The organism is Conyzicola nivalis, from assembly GCF_014639655.1.
GTDB lineage: Bacteria > Actinomycetota > Actinomycetes > Actinomycetales > Microbacteriaceae > Conyzicola > Conyzicola nivalis.
Window position 1 is genome coordinate 124,908 of record NZ_BMGB01000001.1, and the last position, 22,971, is coordinate 147,878.

The 22,971-nt window shown below is 68.8% G+C and carries 23 protein-coding genes; 14 read left to right on the forward strand and 9 right to left on the reverse strand.

Features of this window, described 5'->3' with window-relative positions; translation table 11 throughout:
- Positions 1-91 precede the first annotated feature (91 nt).
- Positions 92-1,549, forward strand: a complete 1,458-nt coding sequence (locus tag IEV96_RS00635; protein WP_188508790.1) for a S1C family serine protease — start codon at positions 92-94, stop codon at positions 1,547-1,549.
- Between the two features lie 125 nt (positions 1,550-1,674).
- On the forward strand, positions 1,675-2,724 hold the full coding sequence (locus tag IEV96_RS00640; RefSeq protein ID WP_188508791.1) for a glycosyltransferase family 2 protein: 1,050 nt from the start codon (positions 1,675-1,677) through the stop codon (positions 2,722-2,724).
- 1 nt (position 2,725) lies between these two features.
- On the opposite strand, the gene IEV96_RS00645 is transcribed toward IEV96_RS00640, so the two are convergent.
- Together IEV96_RS00645 and IEV96_RS00650 are read right to left on the reverse strand one after the other, a co-directional pair.
- Entirely contained in the window at positions 2,726-4,222 is a 1,497-nt protein-coding gene (locus IEV96_RS00645) for a CDP-glycerol glycerophosphotransferase family protein (protein WP_188508792.1), read from the reverse strand.
- Positions 4,219-5,481 (reverse strand): CDP-glycerol glycerophosphotransferase family protein, encoded by a 1,263-nt coding sequence (locus IEV96_RS00650; protein WP_229732892.1) that lies wholly within the window; start codon positions 5,479-5,481, stop codon positions 4,219-4,221. The genes IEV96_RS00645 and IEV96_RS00650 overlap by 4 nt, the downstream gene beginning before the upstream one ends.
- 97 nt (positions 5,482-5,578) lie before the next feature.
- Here IEV96_RS00650 and IEV96_RS00655 point away from each other — a divergent pair, with 97 nt between their 5' ends.
- Positions 5,579-6,868, forward strand: coding sequence for a CDP-glycerol glycerophosphotransferase family protein (locus tag IEV96_RS00655; protein WP_188508793.1), 1,290 nt, complete (start codon positions 5,579-5,581; stop codon positions 6,866-6,868).
- A gap of 5 nt (positions 6,869-6,873) precedes the next feature.
- On the opposite strand, the gene IEV96_RS00660 is transcribed toward IEV96_RS00655, so the two are convergent.
- The gene (locus IEV96_RS00660; protein ID WP_188508794.1) at positions 6,874-7,149 is read right to left on the reverse strand and encodes a hypothetical protein; all 276 of its coding nucleotides are present in this window, start codon (positions 7,147-7,149) and stop codon (positions 6,874-6,876) included.
- Positions 7,150-7,248: 99 nt separating this feature from the next.
- On the opposite strand from IEV96_RS00660, the gene IEV96_RS00665 reads away from it, so the two are divergent.
- Positions 7,249-8,214 (forward strand): DNA topoisomerase IB, encoded by a 966-nt coding sequence (locus tag IEV96_RS00665; protein WP_188508795.1) that lies wholly within the window; start codon positions 7,249-7,251, stop codon positions 8,212-8,214.
- Between the two features lie 12 nt (positions 8,215-8,226).
- On the opposite strand, the gene IEV96_RS00670 is transcribed toward IEV96_RS00665, so the two are convergent.
- The 5 genes from IEV96_RS00670 to IEV96_RS00690 all read right to left on the reverse strand — a co-directional run bounded on the left by IEV96_RS00670 (position 8,227) and on the right by IEV96_RS00690 (position 12,162).
- The gene (locus IEV96_RS00670; protein WP_229732894.1) at positions 8,227-9,093 is read right to left on the reverse strand and encodes a hypothetical protein; all 867 of its coding nucleotides are present in this window, start codon (positions 9,091-9,093) and stop codon (positions 8,227-8,229) included.
- Positions 9,090-9,869 (reverse strand): ABC transporter ATP-binding protein, encoded by a 780-nt coding sequence (locus IEV96_RS00675; protein WP_229732896.1) that lies wholly within the window; start codon positions 9,867-9,869, stop codon positions 9,090-9,092. The genes IEV96_RS00670 and IEV96_RS00675 overlap by 4 nt, the downstream gene beginning before the upstream one ends.
- A gap of 3 nt (positions 9,870-9,872) precedes the next feature.
- Positions 9,873-10,682: an ABC transporter permease gene (locus IEV96_RS00680; protein WP_188508796.1), complete on the reverse strand. Its 810-nt coding sequence runs from the start codon at positions 10,680-10,682 to the stop codon at positions 9,873-9,875.
- 60 nt (positions 10,683-10,742) lie between these two features.
- A complete protein-coding gene (locus tag IEV96_RS00685) occupies positions 10,743-11,435 on the reverse strand; it encodes a phosphocholine cytidylyltransferase family protein (protein WP_188508797.1) in 693 nt (230 codons plus the stop codon).
- A gap of 334 nt (positions 11,436-11,769) precedes the next feature.
- A complete protein-coding gene (locus IEV96_RS00690; RefSeq protein ID WP_188508798.1) occupies positions 11,770-12,162 on the reverse strand; it encodes a hypothetical protein in 393 nt (130 codons plus the stop codon).
- A gap of 202 nt (positions 12,163-12,364) precedes the next feature.
- Here IEV96_RS00690 and IEV96_RS00695 point away from each other — a divergent pair, with 202 nt between their 5' ends.
- From IEV96_RS00695 to IEV96_RS00705, 3 genes are read left to right on the forward strand one after another with little or no spacing between them, the layout of a single operon-like run.
- On the forward strand, positions 12,365-13,138 hold the full coding sequence (locus tag IEV96_RS00695; protein WP_229733327.1) for an ABC transporter ATP-binding protein: 774 nt from the start codon (positions 12,365-12,367) through the stop codon (positions 13,136-13,138).
- Positions 13,114-14,682 (forward strand): hypothetical protein, encoded by a 1,569-nt coding sequence (locus IEV96_RS00700; protein WP_188508799.1) that lies wholly within the window; start codon positions 13,114-13,116, stop codon positions 14,680-14,682. The genes IEV96_RS00695 and IEV96_RS00700 overlap by 25 nt, the downstream gene beginning before the upstream one ends.
- A 48-nt stretch (positions 14,683-14,730) precedes the next feature.
- Positions 14,731-14,988, forward strand: a complete 258-nt coding sequence (locus IEV96_RS00705; RefSeq protein WP_188508800.1) for a DUF3039 domain-containing protein — start codon at positions 14,731-14,733, stop codon at positions 14,986-14,988.
- Here the strand turns inward: IEV96_RS00705 and IEV96_RS00710 are convergent, their stop codons facing one another.
- Complete coding sequence (locus IEV96_RS00710) at positions 14,989-16,293, reverse strand: nicotinate phosphoribosyltransferase (protein ID WP_229733329.1); 1,305 nt, start codon at positions 16,291-16,293, stop codon at positions 14,989-14,991.
- Between the two features lie 39 nt (positions 16,294-16,332).
- On the opposite strand from IEV96_RS00710, the gene IEV96_RS00715 reads away from it, so the two are divergent.
- From IEV96_RS00715 to IEV96_RS00745, 7 genes are all read left to right on the forward strand, one after another.
- Complete coding sequence (locus IEV96_RS00715) at positions 16,333-17,817, forward strand: cryptochrome/photolyase family protein (protein WP_188508802.1); 1,485 nt, start codon at positions 16,333-16,335, stop codon at positions 17,815-17,817.
- Between the two features lie 10 nt (positions 17,818-17,827).
- Positions 17,828-18,700: a glutamate racemase gene (gene murI / locus IEV96_RS00720; RefSeq protein WP_188508803.1), complete on the forward strand. Its 873-nt coding sequence runs from the start codon at positions 17,828-17,830 to the stop codon at positions 18,698-18,700.
- A complete protein-coding gene (gene rph / locus IEV96_RS00725; RefSeq protein ID WP_188508804.1) occupies positions 18,697-19,422 on the forward strand; it encodes a ribonuclease PH in 726 nt (241 codons plus the stop codon). The genes murI and rph overlap by 4 nt, the downstream gene beginning before the upstream one ends.
- A complete protein-coding gene (rdgB, locus tag IEV96_RS00730) occupies positions 19,419-20,003 on the forward strand; it encodes an RdgB/HAM1 family non-canonical purine NTP pyrophosphatase (protein ID WP_188508805.1) in 585 nt (194 codons plus the stop codon). The genes rph and rdgB overlap by 4 nt, the downstream gene beginning before the upstream one ends.
- A gap of 91 nt (positions 20,004-20,094) precedes the next feature.
- Entirely contained in the window at positions 20,095-21,021 is a 927-nt protein-coding gene (locus tag IEV96_RS00735; protein WP_188508806.1) for a cation diffusion facilitator family transporter, read from the forward strand.
- A gap of 32 nt (positions 21,022-21,053) precedes the next feature.
- The gene (locus IEV96_RS00740) at positions 21,054-22,298 is read left to right on the forward strand and encodes an Nramp family divalent metal transporter (RefSeq protein WP_188508807.1); all 1,245 of its coding nucleotides are present in this window, start codon (positions 21,054-21,056) and stop codon (positions 22,296-22,298) included.
- Entirely contained in the window at positions 22,298-22,960 is a 663-nt protein-coding gene (locus IEV96_RS00745; RefSeq protein WP_188508808.1) for a metal-dependent transcriptional regulator, read from the forward strand. The genes IEV96_RS00740 and IEV96_RS00745 overlap by 1 nt, the downstream gene beginning before the upstream one ends.
- The last annotated feature ends 11 nt before the right edge of the window (positions 22,961-22,971 follow it).

A 22,971-nucleotide genomic window follows, 5' to 3' on the forward strand; every position in this document is an offset into this window, starting at 1 on the left:
CGGCTCTATAAAGCCGAGGGTCGCTTCCAGCGCACGCATATAAAACGTACAGGTTAGCGCGGGATGCTTACTGCGCTGGAAGGAGCACCTGATGACCGACACCCCCGAGATTCCCGCAACACCCGTAAACTCCACGCCCCCCACACCCGTGAACCCCGCACCTCCCGCGCCCCCTGCCCCTCCGGCACCGCGCGCCCTCTCCGAGGCGCCCCACTCTTCACCCGCACCCGCACCCGCAGTCGCGCAGCCCGTGCCGCACTACGAGAGCTCGGCGACGCCGCCGACCCCTCCCACCAACTCGGCCCCCGCAAAGGACGGCTCTTCGTTCCGTCGCAACCGTCCCGTGCTGCTCGTCGCAGCTCTCGCGGTCGGCGCTCTCGTCGGCGGAGCCGCAGGCGGCGGCATCGTGCTCGCGCTCACCGACGGTAACGGCGGATCGTCGGTCGGCGCAGTCACGTCGCCCGCGAACATCACGGTCAACAACCCCGACGACGCGACCACCGTCACCGCGGTTGCCGCCACGGCTTCCCCGTCCGTCGTGACGATCTCCGCGACATCCAGCGATGCGGGCGGAACCGGCTCGGGCGTTGTCCTCAGCCCTGACGGCTACGTGCTGACCAACACCCACGTCGTCACCCTTGACGGTGCGACCGGCGATGCCGCGATCAAGGTGCAGACCAACGACGGCCGGTTGTACTCGGCCGCGATCGTGGGCACCGACCCCATCTCCGACCTCGCAGTCATCAAGATCGAAGGCGTCACCGACCTGCAGCCCGCGAAGTTCGCCGACTCGAGCAAGCTCAACGTCGGCGACACCGCCATCGCGATCGGCGCGCCCCTCGGCCTCTCCGGTACTGTCACCGACGGCATCGTCAGCGCCATCAACCGCAGCATCACGATCGCTTCGTCGGCGGCACCCACCGACCCCGAGGCGACCGCGCCCGACTCCTCGGCGCCCGATGACAACCTCTTCGAGTTCGGCTTCCCCGGACAGGAACAGGACAGCCAGGCCGCCCCGACCGCCAGCTCGTCCACCATCTCCCTCGCGGTGATCCAGACGGATGCGGCGATCAACCCCGGTAACTCCGGTGGCGCCCTGCTCAACGCCGACGGCGAGGTGATCGGCATCAACGTCGCCATCGCCAGTGCCGGCGGCACCAGTGCCGCCTCGCAGTCCGGCAGCATCGGCGTCGGCTTCGCCATTCCGGCGAACCTGGCCGAGCGCGTCGCGAAAGAGATCATCGACAACGGAGCGGCCACGCACGGCCTGCTCGGTGCCTCGATCAGCGACGTCACCGAAGACGCGGCGCAGGCCGACAGCGACACCGTCGGCGCCAGCATCCAGGAAACGACGCCGGGAGGCGCCGCTGCCGCAGCCGGTCTCGTCTCGGGTGACGTGATCACGGGCATCAACGGCATCCCCGTCACCGGGAAGACCGACCTCACCGCACAGGTCCGGGCCCTCGCTGGTGGAGCCAAAGCCACGATCACCTACGTGCGCAACGGCGAATCGTCGACCGTCGATGTGACGCTCGGCACGCTCTCCTAGAAACACCCCGGCCAGCAGGCAGAGGGGCACGCGACTCCGGTCGCGTGCCCCTCCCGCCGTTAACGGACGCCCTCGCTGCGGCTGGTAGGCTCAACCGACCCGCCCCAGCACGAGTATTGGATCACATGGCCGCCACGGCAGACGCGCTTCCCGGAGTCTCCTACGTGATGCCGGTGCTGAACGAGGCGATGTATATCGAGGTCGCCATCGCGACGGTGCTCGCCCAGGATTATGCGGGTGCGAAAGAGCTGATTCTTGCGCTCGGGCCGTCGACGGATAACACGGATGCTATCGTCGCCCGCCTCGCCGCATCCGACCCCCGCATCACCGTGGTACACAACCCCGACGTCGACATTCCCGTCGGACTCAACCGCGCCATCCGGGCCAGCAAGCACCCCATCATCGTGCGGGTCGACGCACACTCCGAACTCGAGCCGGGCTACACGAGCCGCGCCGTGGAGACGCTCGAGCGCACCAAGGCCGCCAACGTGGGCGGCATCATGCACGCCCGCGGTAAGACGCCGTTCCAGTCGGCGGCCGCCCGCGGCTACAACAGCCGGTTCGGCCTCGGCGGCGCCCGCTATCACGGCGGCGGCGACGAGGGGCCGGCTGAGTCGGCGTACCTGGGTGTCTTCCGACGCGAAGTGCTCGAAGAGGTCGACTACTTCGACGAGACGATCCGCCGCGGCGAGGACTGGGAGCTCAACCTGCGCATCCGCGCCGCCGGCCACACGGTCTGGTTCGACCCGGAACTCAAGGTCACCTACTGGCCGCGCGACAGCTGGAGCAAGCTCGCCCGCCAGTTCTGCGCCACCGGCATCTGGCGCGGCGAACTGGTGCGACGCTACCGCGGTCGCAACCCGTGGCGGTTCTTCGTGCCGCCGGTGCTCGTGCTCAACGTGCTGGCGAGCGCCATACTGCTCGTGCTGCAGGTCACCGGCGTGGTGGGCGGCTGGGGGAGTGCTCTCGCATCCGTCATCTATCTCGGACCGATCGCGTACGTGCTGCTCGTGCTGTGGCTGGCGTTCGGCGCCGACCGCTCGTCGAAACTGCTCGACCGCTGGTTCTTCGTCGTCGTCTTGCCTACCATGCACCTGAGCTGGGGCGTCGGCTTCATCCTGGGCGTAGTGCGGGGCGCGCGCGACAGCGTCGACACGTCGCGGGCAGGGATCTAGCTCAGCCGATCGCCTTGCGGGCGATGAGGCGGGCGACGATGCGCTCGGCCGAGTGCCCGTCGTCGCGCGGGTTGAACCGCTGCTGCCAGGCGCGGTACCTGTCGGCGTAGTCTGCCTTCACCCGCTCGCGGTCGAGCACCAGGTCGACCAGCTCGGCGGCGTTCTGCACGACGGGTCCGGGGGCGGCCTCGTCGAGGTCGAAGTAGAACCCGCGCAGCTGCTCACGGTAGTGGTCGAGGTCGGGCGCGAAGAAGAACATCGGCTTGCCCGTGACGCTGTAGTCGAACATGACCGAGGAGTAGTCGGTGATGAGGGCGTCGGCGACGAGGAAGAGCTCGGTGACGTCCGGGTAGCCGGTCACGTCGAGCACGTTGCTCGCGCGCACGTCGCGGCCGGGACGCAGGGTGCGTGAGTGGCCGCGGATGAGCGTGACATAGCCCGGACCGAGCGCGTCGGTGAATGCTGCGACCTCGAGGTGGTCGATGTGCTCGGGCCGGTCGTCGCGCCACGTCGGGGCGTAGAGCAGCACGGTCACGTCGTCGGCGATGCCGAGCCGCTCCCGGACGGCTGCGCCGTTGCCGCCGACGAGCGCGTCGTCGCGGGGGTAGCCCTCCTGCCAGATCGGGCCGAGGAAGGCGTAGGCCGAACGGAAGACCGCGGTCGAGTGCTGGTTCTGGGCGAGCATGATGTTCCAGCGGCTGCGCTCGCGCACCGTGGCGAGGGCGGTGCGCAACGAGACGCCGGGGCGGCCCAGGGCGATCTTCTTCAGAGGCGTCCCGTGCCACGTCTGCAGCACGGTCTGGAAGGAGCGTCGGCGGAACCGGTTGCGGAGCCAGTCGTTGACAACGAGCAGGCGAGCAGAGCCCCGGATGCGCCACCAGTCAGCACTGCCCTCGATGAGCGGGACGGAACCCTGCGGTACCTCCACCGAGGCGTCGACGACACTCCAGTAGCGGGCCACGTCGGGCCGGGTCGCGGCGAACTCGCGGTCGATGGCGAGCGGGTTGCACGTCGCGCTCTGCCCGTAGAAGCTCTCGAAGAATACTGCGTCGAGCGGCGCCTGCTTTGTGCCGCGATAGCGTGCTTCGAGCGCCGCCTGCGCGTCCGGGCCGCGCTCGGCGTCCGTGAGCGGCGGTGACACCTCGACCGTGAGGCTCGAGCCTCCCGCGACGACCTCGGCGCGCAGCAGGCGGGGGGCGAGCACGGGAGCGGGGAGCGGCGCCTCGACGTCGGCGTCGAGCGTCAGAACGTAGGAGCCGGAGGGCGCGGGCAGGAGCGGTCCGCTCCAGCGGGACGCCAGCAGCGGGAAGGCGGCGGTGAATCGCCCGTCGGCCTGGTCGATAGTGCCCGCGAGGTCTTGCCGCGGCCCGCGCAACACCGCCCCGATGGCGCGTCCCGTGCCCGACACGACGACGCGCGGGGCGGATCCCCCTTCGACGACGATCGAGTCGATCGTGGTCGCTGTCGACGGGGAGCCGAGGGGGAGACTCGCTGTCATTCGTGCTCTTTCAGCCGGGTGGTGATCTGACGGTACACTCTCGCAGTGTTTTCGCCGTCGTGAAACGCGTGGTGGCTCGCGGCGAGGGACGCCGCGTGCTCCACGAGCACCGCCCGAACCGCCTTGTCGGTGTCCGCGGCGGCGAGCACCGCCAGAAGCTCGCCCCACGTCGACTTCTGCGTTCCGCCGCTGAAGCTGTCGTAGTCGACGTACAGGCCGCGGCTGGCGGTATACGCGTCGACGTCGGGCGCGAGAAAGATGATCGGCCGGCCGAGCAGGGAGAAATCGTAGGCGATCGACGAGTAATCGGTGATGAGGGCGTCGACGGCGGGGAGCACGGGCGTGACGTCGGTGCACCGCGCCGAGTCGAGCAGTACGACGTGGTCGCTCAGCGCCAGGCCGGCCGCGTAGTCGCCCACGCCGTGCGGGTGCGGCCGCAGCACGAGCGTCGAATCGGACGCCTCGAGCAGTGCGACGATCGCCCGCCATTCGGCCGCACTCGGGATGCCGGGGTCGACCTCCCCGTCGCGCCAGGTCGGGGCGTAGAGCACCACTCGCCGGCCGGTGTCGTCGATGCCGAGCTGGGCGAAGAGCAGGGCGCGCGCGGCGACGTTGCGGTCCGTCTCGTCGCCGGCGACCAGAAGATCGTCGCGCGGGTCGCCGGTGACGACGACACGGTGGGCGGGCAGGTCGAAGGCGGTGCGCAGCCGCGCCGCAGAGACTTCGGATGCCGCGGGCATGATGTCGATCGACCGTGCGGCCGTGCGGTACATGAGCCGCAGCATCCGGCGCACCACGACGGAGCCGGGCAGCAGCCGCGTGCGCAGGGTGGCCGGGGAGTCGAGGTTGATGCGCTTGAGGGGGATGCCGTGCCACAGCTGCACCACGAAACCGCCCCGCAGCCCGTAGCGGTTGGCGTCGCCGAAGCCGTGCGTGACGACGATCACACGGGCCCGCAGGGTGGCGAACAGGCCACGCCGCGACGACTTGAGTACCGCAGGTATGCCGAGGTCGGCCGCCGCCGCGAGGTCCCGTTCGTCACGGGCCAGCCAGAGCAGAGTGAGCGCCGGATTCTCGCGCCGCACGAGGCGGTAGAGCGCGAGCGCCCCCTCGCCCACGCCGGGGCCGGAACCGAAGACCCAGAGGTCGCGACGGCGGGGCACGACAATGCTGGCGAGAGCGCCGAGACCGTAGCCCGGGAGGGCCAGCAGCTTCTTCGCATTGCCCGCGGCAAAGGTGACAGGGGCTATCTGAGGCACGCCCCAGCGTAACAGCCGGGCCGGAGCCGGGTCTCAGGTGGGTAACGGTGGCACCGTGCGGCGGGGAACGCGCAGCCGGGACTGATTTAATCGGAGGGTGCCACTCCTCAAAGACGCCCAAGCCGCCCGACGAGTGCTCCGCAACATCCTCAAGTCGCGCCGATCGCGGGCGGAACTCGCCCGCCGGTTGCCGACGCTGCAGCAACCGGCCGCCGGCTCGGTGCAGGTGGTCGTGTACTTCGCCGACACACGCGTGAACATGTACCAGATCCGCCAGTGGTACGCCCCGCTGGCCGAGCTCGCGAAGACCCGGCAGGTGACGATCATTGCCCGCTCGCCCGGGACCATGCTCACGCTGCTCGACGAATCGCCCGTGCCGGTCGTGTACCTGCGCCAGGTGGTCGACCTCGAACGGTTCATCCACTCTCAAGACATCAAGATCGTGTTCTACGTGAACCAGAACACCAAGAACTTCCAGATGTTCCGGTACGGGCGCATGTGGCACGTTTTCATCAACCACGGTGAGAGCGACAAGATGTACATGACGACGAACCAGTTCAAGGCCTACGACTACAGCTTCATCGCCGGCGATGCCGCCAGGGAGCGGCTCGCCCGCAAGCTGTGGGACTTCGACGTCGACCGCAAGGCCATCCCGATTGGACGCCCCCAGGCCGACCACTTCGCCGCGGAACTGCCGTACCCGGCCGACGACCGCACGGTCGTCCTGTACGCGCCGACCTGGGAGGGCGACCGCGCTTCGGCGGCGTACGGCTCGATCGCGACCCACGGCGTCGCGCTCGTCAACGCGCTCATCGCCACCGGCACCCACCGCGTGATCTACCGCCCGCACCCGCGAAGCGGCGTCGTCGACCCGGCCTACGGCGCGGCGAACCGCTCGATCATCGCCGCGATCCAGTCGGCCAACGCGGCCGACCCGGCCGCGCACCACATCTTCGACGACGGCAACGACCTGGGCTGGCAGCTGGCAGGGGCGGATGTCGCGATCACCGACATTTCGGCCATGGTGTACGACCGGCTCGCCACCGGCAAGCCGCTCATCGTGACCCGCCCAGTTTCGCCCCGCGCCGAGATCGACGAGACGGGCTACCTCGGCTCGAGCGAGTGGCTCACGGCAGGCGACGCGGACGGCATCGTTGCTATCGCCGACCGCGTGCTGCACAGCGAGGAGGCCCAGGAGAATCTGCACTTCTGGGTTGAGCGCCACTTCGGCGACACGACCCAGGGTGCCGCGACCGCCCGGTTCCACGCTGCGGTCGAACTCCTCGTGGCCGAGTGGGAGCGCAACGCGCTGCTGCACTCCGACGACGATCCGTCGAGCGAAGACCCCTTCGACGACGACGACGAAGACGCCATCAGCGACGACTGATCGCGTCAAAAGCTCACCCGCCAGAGGTATTCGTCTCCGTTCGGGCGGAACCAGCGCACGATCACGACTGAGTTTCGTGCCAGGTCGTGTCCGCGTACGGCGAAGCCGAGCACCGCGCCAGGAAGCAGCCTGCTCTGGCTGAGCGGTAGCAGCAGGCCCGAGCCGAGCACGGCGAGCCGCATACCGTCGAGCGTCTCGGCGCTGCGGTTGACGAGGTAGTAGCGCACCGGGGCACGCGAGCGGTCGACGATGAAGGGAACGCGGTAAGCGAGTGGTTGCATGCCGCGAAGCTAGGTTCGGCCAACGACGGTGGAGCCGTCGCTGTGCAAGCCCCAGCTCGCGATTAACCTGTGGAGGAGTGGCGGCGTAGCGTCAAAGTCATGCCCCGCCTGCGTAGAAGCAACCTCCAGACGCCCGGCCTCGGCCGGGTCCGACACGGGCGGGGGTATTCCATCCGGGACGCGCGCGGCAAGAAGGTCGACGACGAGGCCATCCGTGAGCGAGTCGACACCCTGGCGATCCCTCCCGCGTGGACGGACGTGTGGATCGCGCCCTATGCGAACAGCCACATTCAGGCGACGGGGCTCGACGAGGCCGGCCGCAGGCAGTACATCTACCACTCGTTCTGGCGCGAGAAGAAAGACCGCGCGAAGTTCGATCGTGCCCTGTTGCTCGCCGAGGCCCTGCCCAACGCGCGGCGCGCGGTGACCATCGACCTGCGTAGCGAGGGAACGACGCGTGCCCGCGTGCTCGCCGCAGCCTTCCGCATGCTCGACACCGGCGCGCTGCGTGTCGGTTCCGAGCGCTACACCGAGACGAACGGCAGCCACGGGCTGTCCACCCTGCTGTGCGCTCACGCCAAGGTGAGCGGCACGACGGTGACCCTCAAGTTCCCCGCGAAGAGCCGGCAGGAGTGGAGCTCGGAAATCACCGACGTCGACCTCGCCGAGCTGCTCGCCATCCTCAAGAAGCGTGGCCCCACCGCACGACTGCTGGCCTACGAGGTCGACGGCGAATGGCGCCCGATCACCGCGGAGGAGATCAACGAGTACGTGCGGGAGCGCACGGGCGGCGCTTTCTCGGCGAAGGACTTCCGCACGTTGCGCGGCACGGTGGCCGCCTCGGTGAGCCTCGCCAAGCGCGGTCCGGCGAAGTCGAGCACGGCGCGAAGCCGGGCGCTCGCTCAGGCGATGCGCGATGCCGCCGCCACCCTGGGCAACACCCCGTCGATCGCGAAGAAGAGCTATGTCGACCCGCGGGTCGTCGCCAAGTACCGGCACGGCCAGACGATTGACCGCACGAAGACGGCGTCGGCCGAGGCCGAGCTGCGCAAGCTGCTCGGGTAGAGCCGCCGCGTCCTACGCGGAGGGGTCGACCGGGAAGTCCCGCTGGGCCTTCTCGAGCGCACGCTGGGTGCGGGACATGCGGGGCTGCTTCTCGCCGCGCAACCGCTTGGGAAGGCGCTGCTCCTTCGCCGGCTTGGGCTGCTTCGGCGCTTTGACCCGCAGCGCGAGCACGGCCGGGAACTCCGGCGGCGCCGCACGGAAAGCCTCGCGGGCGCTGCGCACGACCTGGCGGCCGAGGAGGTTGTTGCCGGCGCCGCCGACGACGGCACCGATGCCGAACGGGATGGCGCGACCGACCACGTTCGTGCCCTGCGTCAGCGCAAACCGCTTCAGGAAGGTGCGCTTCAGCCGGTCGGCGATCTGGCCCATCGCGGCCTGCGGAAGGCTCTTGGTCACCATCTCGCCCCAGAACTTGTTGCGCACCGGACCGTTGCCGGAGGCCTGGCCCGCGAGCTGCTTGACGAGGTCGCTGCCCGCCGAGCCGAGGATGAGCGTCATTACGAGCGTGCGTGCGCGGTCGGGGTCGTCGACGGCGATACCGTGCACCTCGGTCACCGACTGGGCGAAGAGGGCGCTCGCCTCGAGGAAGCCGCCGGTCTCGACGGTGGAGAGAGCGAGGGATGCGCCGATTCCCACGGCGGGGATCACCGCGCTCGCGCCCACGAGCGCTCCGCCCGTGGTCACGGCGGTGAGGTAGCGCCGCTCGAGGATGCGGATGACCTGCTCGGGCGTCGCGTCGGGGTTGTGCGCGCGGATGCTGTGCAGGTGCGCGAGGACCGCGGGCCGCTGCACGGTGAGCAGCCGGTCGATGCCGCCCACAACGAATCGGTTGGCCTCGGGAATCTGCGGGGTGGCCGCGGGTATCACTGGCTTGATCATTTCACTCCGTAGTCGGCGTTGTACCGGTCGAGCACGTCCGCGATGGGCGCGTCGAGCACCAGCTCGCCCTTGTCGAGGTAGAGGCCGCGGCTGCAGAAGCGGCGCAGGTCTTTTTCGCTGTGCGAGACGATGAACAGCGTGCGACCGCCGGCGAGCAGCTCTTCGATGCGGTTGTAGCACTTCTCCTTGAAGGCGCGGTCGCCGACGGCGAGCACCTCGTCGACGAGGATGATCGGCTCTTCGAGCCTCGATACGACGGCGAAGGCGATGCGCACCTTCATGCCGCTCGAGAGGTGCTTGTAGGGGGTGTCGAGGAAGTCGCCGATCTCGGCGAACTCGATGATCTCGTCGAACCGGGCCTGGATCTCGGCTCGCTTCATGCCGTGGAGCCCCGCGGTGAGGTACACGTTCTCGCGCACCGAGAGGTCGTTCACAAAACCGCCGGTGATCTCGATGAGCGGTGCGACGCCGCCCCGCACTCCGACTCTGCCCTCGTCGGGAAGCACCACTTCGGCGACGAGCTTGAGCAGCGTCGACTTGCCCTGGCCGTTGCGGCCCACGACCCCAATGGCCTCGCCGGGCTGCACGTCGAAGGTGACGTGGCGAAGCGCCCAGAACTCGCCGGGGCGCGTCTTGCGCGCGCGGGCGCTGAAGAGGTCTTTGAAGTTGCGACGGGCGCGACGGTTGCGGCGGTAACGGATGCCCGCATCCGTCACAGAGATCACCGCGGTCTGCGGGGCCGTCGCTGCGCGGTCGGCGATGTCACTCTGGGTCACGGGTCAGATCTCTTTCAGCACCGAACGGATGGTGCGCTTGAACACGAGCATGCCTATACACAGGATGACGATACTCATCGCGGCTGAGACCCAGACCATAAACCAGTCGTCGGGAGAACCGAGCTGCTCGGGGAAGAACGCGCCCCGGTAGAGCGAGAAGATGCCACTGAGCGGGTTGAACGCCGCCCAGAAGTGCAGGTTCGGAGGCAGGTCGGTCACCCCGTAGATGATGGGCGACGCGTAGAAGAGAAAGCGCAGGGCGAGTTTCACGGCTCGTTCGAGGTCGCGGAAGAACACCACAAGCGGCGCGACGATGAGTCCGACCCCGACGGTGAGGATGCCCTGGATGATGATAGCGAGGGGGAAATAGAGAATGTTGGCGTTGACGGTCGCGCCGCTGATGATCACGAAGAAGGCCAGCACGGGCAGGCTGGCGATGAATTCGATGCCCTTCGACATAACGAGGCTGACGACCCAGATGGTGCGCGGGATTTTCGTCGACCGCACGAGTTTGGCCTCTTTGATGAAGGCCCTCGTGGTGTCGGAGACGGCGCCCGTGAACCACGTCCACGGCAGCAGGGCCGAGAGCAGGAAGACGATGTAGGGCTCGGCGCCGACGTCGCGGCCGAAAACCTGGGTGAAGACGAACCAGTAGATGCCCGCCATGACCAGCGGGTCGAGAATCGACCAGACGTACCCGAGAGCCGACGTGGAGTAGCGCACACGCAGATCCCGCGTCGCGAGCAGCCGCAGGGAATGCCAGTAGCGCGCTAAGGGCGTGCTGGCGGTGCGCTCGGGTGGTGCAACGGTCACGTGGATCCTTTGGGGCTAAAGGGCACCTGGGCGGCGTCCATCGACCCCTACCGCGGCCGGTTAGACGAAGAGGTTCGCCCGTTCCAGGTCTTCAGCGAAGTCGATCTCCACTGCGTAGAGGTCGGAGATGTCCACCGGTTCGATGTGCAGCTTGTCCTGCTCAATGGCCAACTCTATGCCACGTTCGAAGTAGTCCTGATCGCCGACGCGCTTGAGCTGACGCAGCAGAACGGCCTTGTCGTCGCGGGAGATGTAGTTGATGCCGACCGCTTCGCCGAGACCGTTCTTCACGGTCTTCGAGAGCTCCCTGATGTAGCCCTCCGCGTCGGTCGTGTACTTGACCTCTTCGTCGGAGACCTTCGCGGTGTTTACCGACACGAACGACTGGTCGCGGGCAACGAGCTTGGCAGCGCGCTCCAGCGCGGCCGGGTCGAACACGACGTCGCCGTTCATCCACAGCACTCCGCCCGGAGCCGAAGCCTGCAGGGCACGCATGAGGCTCTTCGAGGTGTTGGTCTGGTCGTACTGCTCGTTGTAGACGAAGGAAGCCTCGGGGAACGCCTCGATGATGTGCTCGAGCTTGTAACCGACCACCACCGTCACCTGGGCGGCCTTGCCGAAGGCCTGGTGGATGTTGTCGAACTGCTGACCCATGATGGTGCGGCCGTCGGCGAGCTCGGTGAGCGGCTTCGGCAGCGAACGGCCGAGGCGGCTGCCCATACCGGCGGCCAGAATCACAATCTGCGTGGTCACGATGAGTCTCCTTGATGTCAAGCTAGTGCTACGAGGCAACGAATGACTGTGGCAAGTTTGCCTGTTGTTTACCTGTAGGTGAATATCTGGACACGACACTGTGCTGGTATAACCTTACGGGCCACCCGCGTGCGGGGGCCAGAGCAGAGCCGCGATGTTGTCGATTCGTGATGGAACCTCTGGGAGTCGCGAGCGGTTGGTACGGTTGACCAGTGGATTCCGAACCCGACCTGCCCGAGGCCCAAACACCGCCCCCGGCACGCACTCCGGCCGCCCGCGTGACCAGTACCCCGAAGAAACAGACGGGTGCGCCGCGCAAGCCCGCCGCCCCGCGTCAGCCGCGATCGAGCACGTCGACGACGGCCGCCGCCAAGACGGGAACGGGCGCCAAGCCCGCTACGCCGGCGAAGCCCGCCGCACCGAAGACGGGTGCGGCCAAGCCCGCGACCCCGCGCACCACGACCCCGCGCGCCACCACACCCCGATCCACGACGCCCAAGGCCGCAACCGCCAAGCCGGCAGCCGCAAAGTCGGTCGCGTCGCCGAACGCCGAGAGGCCGGCCGTCAGGCGCACCCCGGCGAAGAAGACGACGACGGATGCTGCGAAGCCCGCCGTCAGCACGGAGCTCTCGGCTCCCACGCCCGGGCAATCCACGCCGGCCGACGTGTCATCCGACGTGCTCCCGGAAGCGGTGACAGCGGAAGCGCCGACAGCCGACACGTCCACAACCGAGCCTCCGGTGGCCAAAGCGCCCGCGAAGCGGCCCGTTCGACGGCCCGCCGCGAAGAAGCCGGTGGTGACCGACCCCGTCGTGGAGACCGAGCCAGAGGAACTGGCCGTCGTCGAGCCCGTCGTCGAGGTCGAGCCCGCGGTCGAGATCGAGCCTGTCGTCGAAGTCGAGAGTGTCGTCGAAGGCGAGACTGTCGCACTGCCCGCCGCCCGCGAGACCGTGTTGAAGATCTCCGGCCTCGTCAAGCGGTTCGACGACAAGACCGCTGTGGCCGGCATCGACCTCGAGATCGAGGCCGGATCGTTCTTCGGCATCGTCGGACCGAACGGCGCGGGCAAGACGACAACCCTGTCGATGGTCACCGGTCTGCTACGCCCCGACGCAGGCACCGTCGTCGTGCATGGAGCAGACGTATGGGCGAACCCGGTCGTGGCGAAGCGAACGATGGGCGTGCTGCCCGACCGCCTCAGACTCTTCGACCGGCTCACCGGCGCCCAGCTGTTGTACTACTCCGGCATCCTGCACGGGCTGGAAAAGAGTGTGGTGCGCAGCCGCAGCGCAGACCTGTCGGCCGCCTTCGGGCTCGAAGACTCGCTCGACCGCCTGGTGTCCGACTACTCGGCCGGAATGACCAAGAAGATCGCGATCGCCGCGGCAATGATCCATTCGCCCCGACTGCTCGTGCTCGATGAGCCGTTCGAGTCGGTCGACCCGGTCTCGGCGGCCAACGTGATCGAGATCCTGCAGAAGTACGTGGCCGCGGGCGGAACCGTGGTGATGTCCAGCCACACGATGAACCTGATCGAGCGCATCTGCGACTCGGTTGCGGTCGTCGTGAACGGTGCGGTCCTCGCGACGGGAACCATGGCCGAGGTGCGCGGCGACAAGTCGCTCGAAGACCGGTTCGTCGAACTGGCCGGCGGGCGCAAGGCGGCGGAGGGCATGGAGTGGTTGCACAAATTCTCCGACTGAAGCTGCGGCTTCTCGGCAACTCGTTCAGGCGCAGCCCCTGGCAGCTGCTCGGACTCGCGCTCGGCCTGCTGTACGGACTCGGCACCGCGGTGCTCGTGGTCGGCGGCCTGATCGCCCTGCGGTTCTTCGACGTCGATGTCGCGGCCAGCGCCACGATCGTGCTCGGCTCGGCGGTGCTCGTCATCTTCACGGTGTTGCCGCTGGTTCTCGGAATCGACGACACCCTCGACCCGCGCAAGTTCGCGCTGTTCGGCATCCCCAACAACAAGCTCGCCACCGCGCTGGCTGTCGCGTCCTTCGTCTCGGTGCCGACGATCGTTGTGACGATCATGGCGGTCGCCCAGATCGCCACGTGGAGCCGCGGCGCGGCCCCCGTGCTGCTCGCGATCATCGCCGCCGTGGTCATCGTGGTCACCTGCGTGCTGTCGGCTCGGATCTCGACCTCGGTGGCCGCATTCCTGCTCGCGACCCGGCGTGCGCGCGACACCACGGCGATCCTCGGACTGATCGCGCTCGTCGGCCTCTCGCCCGTCATCGTCGCGCTCGTATCGGTCCACTGGGCCCGCGAGGGACTCGACGTGCTCGAGCGCATCGCGGCGGTGCTCGGCTGGACTCCACTCGGCGCAGCGTGGGCGGCTCCCGCGGCCGCCGCGGCCGGGGATGCAGGCGGTGCAGCGCTCAAGCTGTTCATCGCGGTCGGCTGGATCGCGGTGCTCGCCCTCGTCTGGCGCGCGCTGGTGGCACGCATGCTCACCACGCCGCAGCGTCAGGCCCAGGCCAAGCGGTACTCGGGACTCGGCTGGTTCGGGGTCTTCCCCGCCACCCCCACCGGCGCGATCGCGGCCAGGAGCATCACCTACTGGCTGCGCGATTCCCGCTATGGCACGTCGCTCATCGCGATCCCGCTCATCCCGATCTTCATGGTCGTCGCGCTCGTGATCGGTGCGGGCCCGCTGCCGCTCATCGCACTGCTGCCCCTGCCGATCATGTGCCTCTTCCTGTCGTGGTCCATTCACAACGACGTCGCGTTCGACAACACGGCGGTCTGGCTCCACACCTCCGCGAGCACGCCCGGCCGCGCCGACCGCATCGGACGCCTCCTTCCCGCGCTCATCGTCGGACTCGTCGTCATCGCGGCGGGCTCGGTGATCAGCGCCCTCGTCTACGGCGACTGGTCCGTGCTGCCGAGCGTCGTCGGCGTGAGCACGGGCATCCTGTTCAGCGGCCTCGGGCTGTCGAGCGTCATGTCGGCCCGCTTCCCGTACGCGGCCGTGCGCCCCGGTGACAGCCCGTTCGCGCAGCCACAGAGCGGCAGCCCGGCGGGACTGCTGCAGGCCTTGTCGTTCGTGGCCATCCTGGGGTTCGCCGCTCCCGCCGTCGTGGCCGGCGTCATCGGATTGAACGAGGGCGGCTACTGGCCACTGGTCTCGCTCGCGGCGGGCGTCGTCGTAGGGGTTCTCGTGCTGATCGGCGGTGTCGCCTGGGGCAGCCGCAGTTTCGAGAAGCGCGGACCGGAGATCCTCGCCTTCGCGATGCGCAACTAGGCGCAGCTCGACCGAGCGGAGCGCCGGCGGCGAAAGTAGAATCGGTCTATGACTGATACCGAGCACACCGGCGGAGGCACCTCCACTCTCGATCGCGAACTCGAGGAGCTGCTCAACAGCGAGCAGGTAGAAGAGGGCGACCACGAGCGCTTCTCGCACTACGCACCGAAGAACAAGATCATGGAGTCGGCGCTCACCGGCAAGCCAGTGCGGGCGCTGTGCGGAAAGCTGTGGACACCCGGCCGCGATCCGCAGAAGTTTCCGGTCTGCCCGACCTGCAAAGAGATCTACGAAACGCTGAAGTAGCTAGCTCGTGGCGTAGACCGTCGGGATGGCGGGCTCGCCCCGTCCGAGGCGGAATGCCTGATCGGAGAGTTCGGCGATGGCGGCGGCCCGGTGCGTGCGGGCCACTCCCGTGCCATGGGCTCCGAGGTAGTCGGCAACCGGCTCACCCTGGATCATGAGGGGCACGAGAAGGCGACGCTCGGCATCCGAAGCCGGCGGCTCCTCGCCGACATAGATCGTCTCGGCGACGGCAACTCCGTTTTCGATGCTGCGCACCGGGTGCTTGCGCCCGCCGACCGTGGCTTTCGCGGCCGACTTCTTCGCCACCGAGACCCACTCGCCTGCGTCGTCGCGCCGCGCAACGAGCTTGTAGACCATCGAGGCGGCGGGATGCCCCGAACCGGTGACGACCGAGGTTCCGACCCCGTACGAGTCGACGGGGGCCGCTCGCAGGGAGGCGATCGTGTACTCGTCGAGGTCGTTCGTGACGGTGATCTTGGTGTTGACGGCGCCGAGAGAGTCGAGCTGGCGGCGCACAGCGCCGACCTGCGCGGGCAGGTCGCCCGAGTCGATGCGCACGGCGCCGAGCCCGGTTCCCGCGACCCGCACGGCTGTCTCGACGGCCTTGGGCACGTCGTAGGTGTCGACGAGCAGCGTCGTGCCCGAACCCAGCGCGGCGATCTGCGAGCGGAACGCCTCCTCTTCGCTGTCGTGCAGCAGGGTGAACGCGTGCGCTGCGGTGCCCATCGTCGGGATGCCCCACTCGCGTCCGGCCTCGAGGTTGCTGGTCGCGCCGAATCCGGCGATGAACGCCGCCCGTGCTGCGGCGACCGCGGAACGCTCGCCGGTGCGCCGGGAGCCCATCTCGGCGAGCGGACGGCCGTCGGCGGCCGAGACCATGCGCGCCGCGGCGCTCGCGATGGCGGAGTCGTAGTTGAGCACGCTGAGGGCGAGGGTCTCGAGGATGACGGCCTCGGCGAACGTGCCGTCGACCACGAGGATGGGGGAGTTGGGGAAGTAGACCTCTCCCTCCTGGTAGCCGGAGATGTCGCCGTGGAACTTATAGTCGGCGAGCCAGTCGAGCGTCTTGTCGGTGACGACACCGTGGTCGCGCAGCCAGGTCAGCTCGGCGTCGTCGAAGCGGAAGTCACGGATGAGGTCGAGCAGCCGCCCGGTACCCGCGACGATGCCGTAGCGACGCCCCTCGGGCAACCGGCGGGCGAAGACCTCGAAGACGCACTCCCTGTCGTGCAGACCGCTGCGCATGGCGGCGTCGATCATGGTCAGTTCGTAGCGGTCGGTCAGCAGCGCGCTCGTCATGTCAATGAGCCTATCGAGGTCGGCGGCGTGCTCTAGCGTGAGCGGATGACAAGCGCGCGCGCAGCCACGACCCGCTGGATCTTCGCCGGTCAGCTCGGCGACCTGTTCGACGACGGCGGGCCGATGCTGCTGATCGAGGCGAGATCGGTGTTGCGCCGGCGCCCGATCCATCGGGCGAAGGCCCACCTCATCCTCTCGGCGATCCGGCATCGGGCCGCCGAGCTCGGCGACCGAGTCGAGTTCCACCAGGTCGAGAACTATTCCGAGGTGACGCGCGGCCGCGACGACCTCGAGGTCATCGACCCGACGTCGTACGCCGCCCGGCGCACCGTGCGTCGGCTCGGCGCGCGGGTGCTGCCCAGCCGCGGGTTCGTCACCAGCGAGGAGGACTTCGCGGCATGGGCGGCGAGCCGTGGCAACGGCCGGCTGCTGTTGGAGGACTTCTACCGCGACACCCGGACGCGCACCGGGCTGCTCATGGAGGGGCAGTCGCCCGTCGGCGGGCAGTGGAACTACGACCACGACAACCGGCAGCCGCCGCCGAAGAACGCCGTGTCGCTGGGGCTCCCCGACCCCCGCTGGCCGGTCGAAGACGACATCGACGCCGGAGTGCGCGCGGACCTCGACCGCTGGCAGGCCGCGGGCGACATCCGGCTGGTCGGCGACGACGGTCCGCGACGGTTCGCCGCCACGGGGGAGGAAGCGCACGCGGCGCTCGCCGACTTCATCGAGACCCGCCTCGGCGACTTCGGCACGTTCGAAGACGCCACGCTCACGGGCGACTGGACGATGGCGCACTCGCTGCTCAGCGCGCCGATGAATCTCGGGCTGCTCGACCCGCGCCACGTCGTCGAGACCGCGGCGGCCGAGTACGCGAACGGCAACGCGCCGCTCGCGAGCGCGGAGGGCTTCGTTCGCCAGATCGCCGGCTGGCGCGACTACGTCTGGCACCTCTACTGGCATCTCGGCGAGGGCTACCGCACCGGCCACAACGCCCTGCGCGCCACCGTCGACCTACCCCGGGAGTTCGTCGAGCTCGACGCGGCGACGATCGAGGCGAACTGCCTCAAGCATTCCATCGGCGGGCTGCGCGAGCGCGGCTGGGCCCACCACATCCAGCGGCTCATGGTGATCGGCAACTGGGCGCTGCAGCGCGGCTACGACCCCGTGCAGCTCAACGACTGGTTCACCGACATGTTCGTCGACGGCACGCCCTGGGTGATGCCGGCGAACGTGATCGGCATGAGCCAGCACGCCGACGGCGGCATCGTCGCGACGAAGCCGTACGCCTCGGGCGGCGCCTACATCGACCGGATGACGGACTACTGCGGCGGCTGCCGCTTCAACCCGAAGAAGCGGCTCGGACCTGACGCCTGTCCGTACACGGCCGGCTATTGGGCGTTCCTCGACCGGGTGGAGCCCGCGTTGCGCGGCAACCACCGCATGTCGCAGCCGCTCGCGGGGCTGCGTCGGCTCGCCGACCGCGAAGACGTCGTGCAGCAGGAGAGGGAGCGTGACGGCTTCCACTAAACTGAGGCTCGTGACAGATGCGCCGATCGGAGTCTTCGACTCGGGAGTCGGCGGCCTGACCGTCGCCCGGGCCATCATCGACCAGTTGCCGCGGGAGTCGATCACCTATGTCGGCGATACCGCGCACTCGCCCTACGGGCCGAAGCCGATCGCCGACGTGCGCCGCTACGCGCTCGAGGTGATGGACGACCTCGTGGCCGAGGGCGTGAAGCTGCTCGTAATCGCCTGCAACACGGCGTCGTCAGCGATGCTGCGCGACGCCCGTGAGCGGTTCACCGGCGGCTACGGCATCCCCGTCGTCGAGGTCATCCAGCCCGCCGTGCGCGCCGCCGTGCGCCAGACGCGCAACAAACGTGTCGGGGTGATCGGCACGGTCGGTACGGTGCAGTCGCTCGCCTACGAGGACGCGTTCGCCGCGGCATCCGACCTGCACATCTTCACCGAGGCCTGCCCGCGGTTCGTCGAATTCGTCGAGGCCGGCGTCACGAGCGGCCCCGAGCTCTTCGCGGTCGCCGAGCAGTACCTCGCGCCGCTCAAGGCCGCCGACATCGACACCCTCGTGCTCGGCTGCACGCACTATCCGCTGCTCGCCGCGGCCATCCAGTACGTGATGGGCGAGGAGGTGACCCTCGTCTCCAGCGCGGAAGAGACCGCATACGACGTGTACCGGATGCTCGTAAAACACGGCCTCGAGCGCACGTCTCACGAGTCGCCGGTCTACAGGTTCGAGGCGACCGGCGGCAGCCAGCAGCAGTTCCTGCGCCTCGCCAGCAGGTTTCTCGGCCCCGAGGTCACCCGGGTCGACCTGGTCGAGACCGGCGCGATCCACCTCCCCACGATTGACCTTTCACGAGCACCTCTACCGAAAGCAGACGCCTCATGACCCGTTCCGACGGCCGCACGGCCACCGACCTCCGCCCCGTCACGATCGAACGCGGCTGGAGCGCGCAGGCCGAGGGTTCCGCCCTCATCTCGTTCGGCAACACCAAGGTGTTGTGCACCGCGTCGTTCACGAACGGCGTGCCGCGCTGGCTGAAGGGAAAGGGCACCGGCTGGGTCACCGCCGAGTACTCGATGCTTCCGCGCTCGACCAACGACCGCATGGACCGCGAGAGCGTCAAGGGCAAGATCGGCGGCCGCACGCACGAGATCTCGCGCCTCATCGGCCGCTCGCTGCGCGCCGTGGTCGACATGAAAGCGCTCGGCGAGAACACCATCGTGATCGACTGCGACGTGCTGCAGGCCGACGGTGGAACGCGCACCGCGGCGATCACCGGCGCGTACATCGCGCTCGCCGACTCGCTCGAGTGGGGCCGTGAGAAGGGATTCATCGGCAAGAACTCCAAGCCGCTCATCGACAGTGTCGCCGCGGTATCGGTCGGCATCGTGAAGGGCGAGCCGCTGCTCGACCTCGCCTACGTCGAGGACGTGAAGGCGGAGACCGACATGAACGTGGTCGTCACCGGCCGCGGTCTCTTCGTCGAGGTGCAGGGCACCGCCGAGGGCGCGCCCTTCGACCGCGACGAGCTGAATGCCCTGCTCGACCTGGCCCTCGGCGGAACGGCCGACCTCACCGCGATGCAGGTCGCGTCGCTGGCGTCATGACCGTCCGGCTGGTGCTCGCCACCCACAATGCGCACAAGGTCGAGGAGTTGCGCCGCATTCTGGGCGACAGGCTCGACGGTATCGAGCTCATCGGCTACGACGGCCCCGAGCCGGTCGAAGACGGACTGACGTTCGCCGAGAACGCGCTCATCAAGGCGCGCGCAGCCGCGAAGCACACCGGCCTCGCCGCGATCGCCGACGACTCCGGGATCTCCGTCGACTCGCTCGACGGCGCCCCCGGCATCCACTCCGCCCGCTACGCAGGCAACCGCGACGACCGCGAGAACCTCGAGCTGTTGCTCGCCAACCTCGAGGGGATCACCGACCGCGAGGCACAGTTCACCTGCGCCGCGGCCCTCGTCGACGGTGACTTCGAGCACGTCGAACTCGGTGTCTGGCCGGGCAGCGTCCTGACCGGGCCGACCGGCGTCGGCGGGTTCGGCTACGACCCGGTGTTCCAGCCGCACGGCCTCACCGTGAGCGCGGCCGAACTCACCGCCGACGAGAAGAACGCGATCAGCCACCGCGCCCTCGCGTTCGGGCAGATCATGCCGGTCGTGCGCGCTCAACTGCTGCGCTGAGGTGCGCACGGCACCCTGTCGATAACGCACATCATTCCTATCAAGCGCGCACCCCTAGCCGGGTGCGCGCGCGGCGTTTACCGTTGAGCAAGTGACACACGACAAGCACGCCGGGCATGACCACGCCGCCGGGGTGACCAACCGCACCAGGCTCGTCGTCGCCATCGCCATAGTCGCGGTGTTTCTCGTGGTCGAGGTCGTCGGCGCGGTCCTGTCCGACTCGCTGGCCCTCTTGGCCGACGCCGGCCACATGCTCTCCGACCTGTTCGGCCTCACGGTCGCCCTGGTCGCGTTGCTCATTGCCGCGCGTCCGGCAACCGATCGGCAGACCTTCGGCTACCAACGCGCCGAGGTGTTCGGCGCCCTCATCAACGGTGTGATCCTCACGGTCGTCGCGATCTTCGTCGCCGTGGAGGGCGTGGGTCGCCTGCTGCGGCCCGACGACGCCGAGGTGCTCGGTACGCCGATGCTCGTGGTCGCCGTGATCGGGTTGGGGGCGAACGTGGCGTCGATGCTCGTTCTGCGCGGCGGCAGCGACCAGTCGATCGGCATGCGCGGCGCCTACCTCGAGGTGCTCGGCGACTTCTTCGGCTCCGTCACGGCGATCGTGGCCGCGCTCGCCATCCTGCTCACCGGCTTCGTGCAGGCCGACGCGATCGCGTCGCTCGTGATCGCCGCGCTCATCGCGCCGCGGGCGTTTATGCTCCTGCGCGACGTCGTGCACGTGTTGAGCGAGTCGGTGCCGCGCAACATGGACGTCGAGACGATCCGCGAGCACATCCTGGGCACCCCGGGCGTCGTCGACGTGCACGACGTGCACGTCTGGGCCATCACCTCGGGCGCCCCCGTCTTCTCCGCCCACGTCGTGGTGACCAAGGAGCTGTTCGAGAGCGGCGGCACCGGCGCGCTGCTCGACGAACTGGGCGGCTGCCTATCGGGTCACTTCGACGTCGCGCACTCGACGTTCCAGCTCGAACCGACCGAGCACGCCGACCACGAAGAGCAGCACCACCGCTAGTTTCGGACTGCCGAAAAAGCTAGGGTTTCGGGGTGCCGAAATCGTCGATCGCCCCACCAAGCAAGGTCACCGCCCGCTCCACCCTGCTGCTGCTCGGGCCCGCCTTCGTCGCGGCCATCGCTTACGTCGACCCCGGCAACGTCGCCGCCAACCTCACCGCCGGCGCCCGCTACGGCTACCTGCTGCTCTGGGTGCTCATCCTCGCCAACCTCGTCGCCGTGATCGTGCAATACCAGTCGGCCAAGGTCGGACTCGTCACCGGCCGTAGCCTCTCCGAGCTGCTGGGCGAGCGGCTGAGAACCGGCCCGCGCCGCCTCTACTGGGGCCAGGCCGAGCTCGTCGCGGCCGCCACCGACATCGCCGAGGTGATCGGCGGCGCCATCGCCCTCAACCTGCTGTTCGGCATACCGCTGCTGCTCGGCGGCGTCATCGTCGGTGTCGCGTCGATGATCCTGCTCGCCGTGCAGTCCCGGCGAGGCCAGCGCTCGTTCGAGATCGTGATCGTGACCCTCCTCGGCGTGATCGTCGTCGGTTTCGTCTCCGGCCTGTTCGTGAGCGACCTCGACGCCGGCCAGATGCTCGCGGGGGTCGTCCCACGCTTCGAGGGCGCCGACTCCGTGCTGCTCGCGTCGAGCATGCTCGGGGCCACGGTGATGCCGCACGTCATCTACCTGCACTCGGCGCTCGCTCGCGACCGACACGGTGTGACGCGCGACGCGAGTCGCATCCGGATGCTGCTGAACGCCACCCGCTGGGACGTCGGGGCCGCCCTCGTGGTTGCCGGCGCCATCAACATCTCGATGCTGCTGCTGGCCGCGTCGAGCCTGCGCGGCGTCGAGGGTACCGACTCGATCGAGGGGGCGCACGCCGCCATCGAGGCGAACCTCGGTCCCGTCATCGGGGTCGTGTTCGCCCTCGGTCTTCTCGCGTCCGGCCTCGCCTCGACGAGTGTCGGCACGTACGCGGGCGCGTCGATCATGGGCGGGCTGCTGCGCGTGAAGATCCCGCTGTTGGCCCGTCGGCTGGTGACGCTCGTACCCGCGCTGTTCGTGCTCGCCGTCGGCTTCGACCCGACCAGGGCGCTCGTCCTCAGCCAGGTGGTGCTGAGTTTCGGCATCCCGTTCGCCCTCGTGCCGCTCGTCACGTTCGCCAGCTCGAAGACGCTGATGGGCGAGTTCGCGAACGCCGCCTGGCTGCGCTGGGTGAGCTGGGTCGCGACCGCCGCGATCATCGTCATCAACGTCGTGCTCATCGCCCTGGTGATCGGGGGCGCCTGATGCCCCAGAAGCCGCTATACGCGACGGCGGTCGAGGACTACGTGAAGGTCATCTACGCGCACACCGAGTGGCAGCCGGAGCCGATCACGACGTCGGTGCTCGCCGGACGGTTGGGGCTCGCCGCGTCGTCCGTCACCGAGATGGTGAAGAAGCTCGGGGTTCAAGGACTGGTCGACCACGTTCCCTACGGGGCCGTGATCCTGACACCGGATGGCACGGCTCTCGCCCTGCGGATGGTGCGGCGCCATCGGCTGATCGAGACCTGGCTGGCCGGGCAGTTCGGCTACGGCTGGCACGAGGTGCACGACGAGGCGGAGGTGCTCGAGCACGCCCTGAGCGACCGCCTGCTGGACAGCATCGACGAACAGCTGGGCTTTCCGACCCGAGACCCGCACGGCGACCCGATCCCGAGCCGCGACGGCCGGGTCGAGCAGCCGGCCGCCGTGCTGCTGCGCCGCATCGGCATGGGGGAGACGGTGCGGGTCGTGCGGATCAGCGATCGCGACCCCGCGCTGCTGCGCCGCCTCGAGGCCGAGTCGATCACGCTCGATCGCGAGTTCACGGTCGAGTCGGTCGAGCCCTTCGCCGTGCGGCTGCGGGACGGGCGGTCGGCGGTAGCCCTCGCGCACGACTGCCTCGACTCGGTCTGGGTGGGCCGATAGCGACGAGGCCG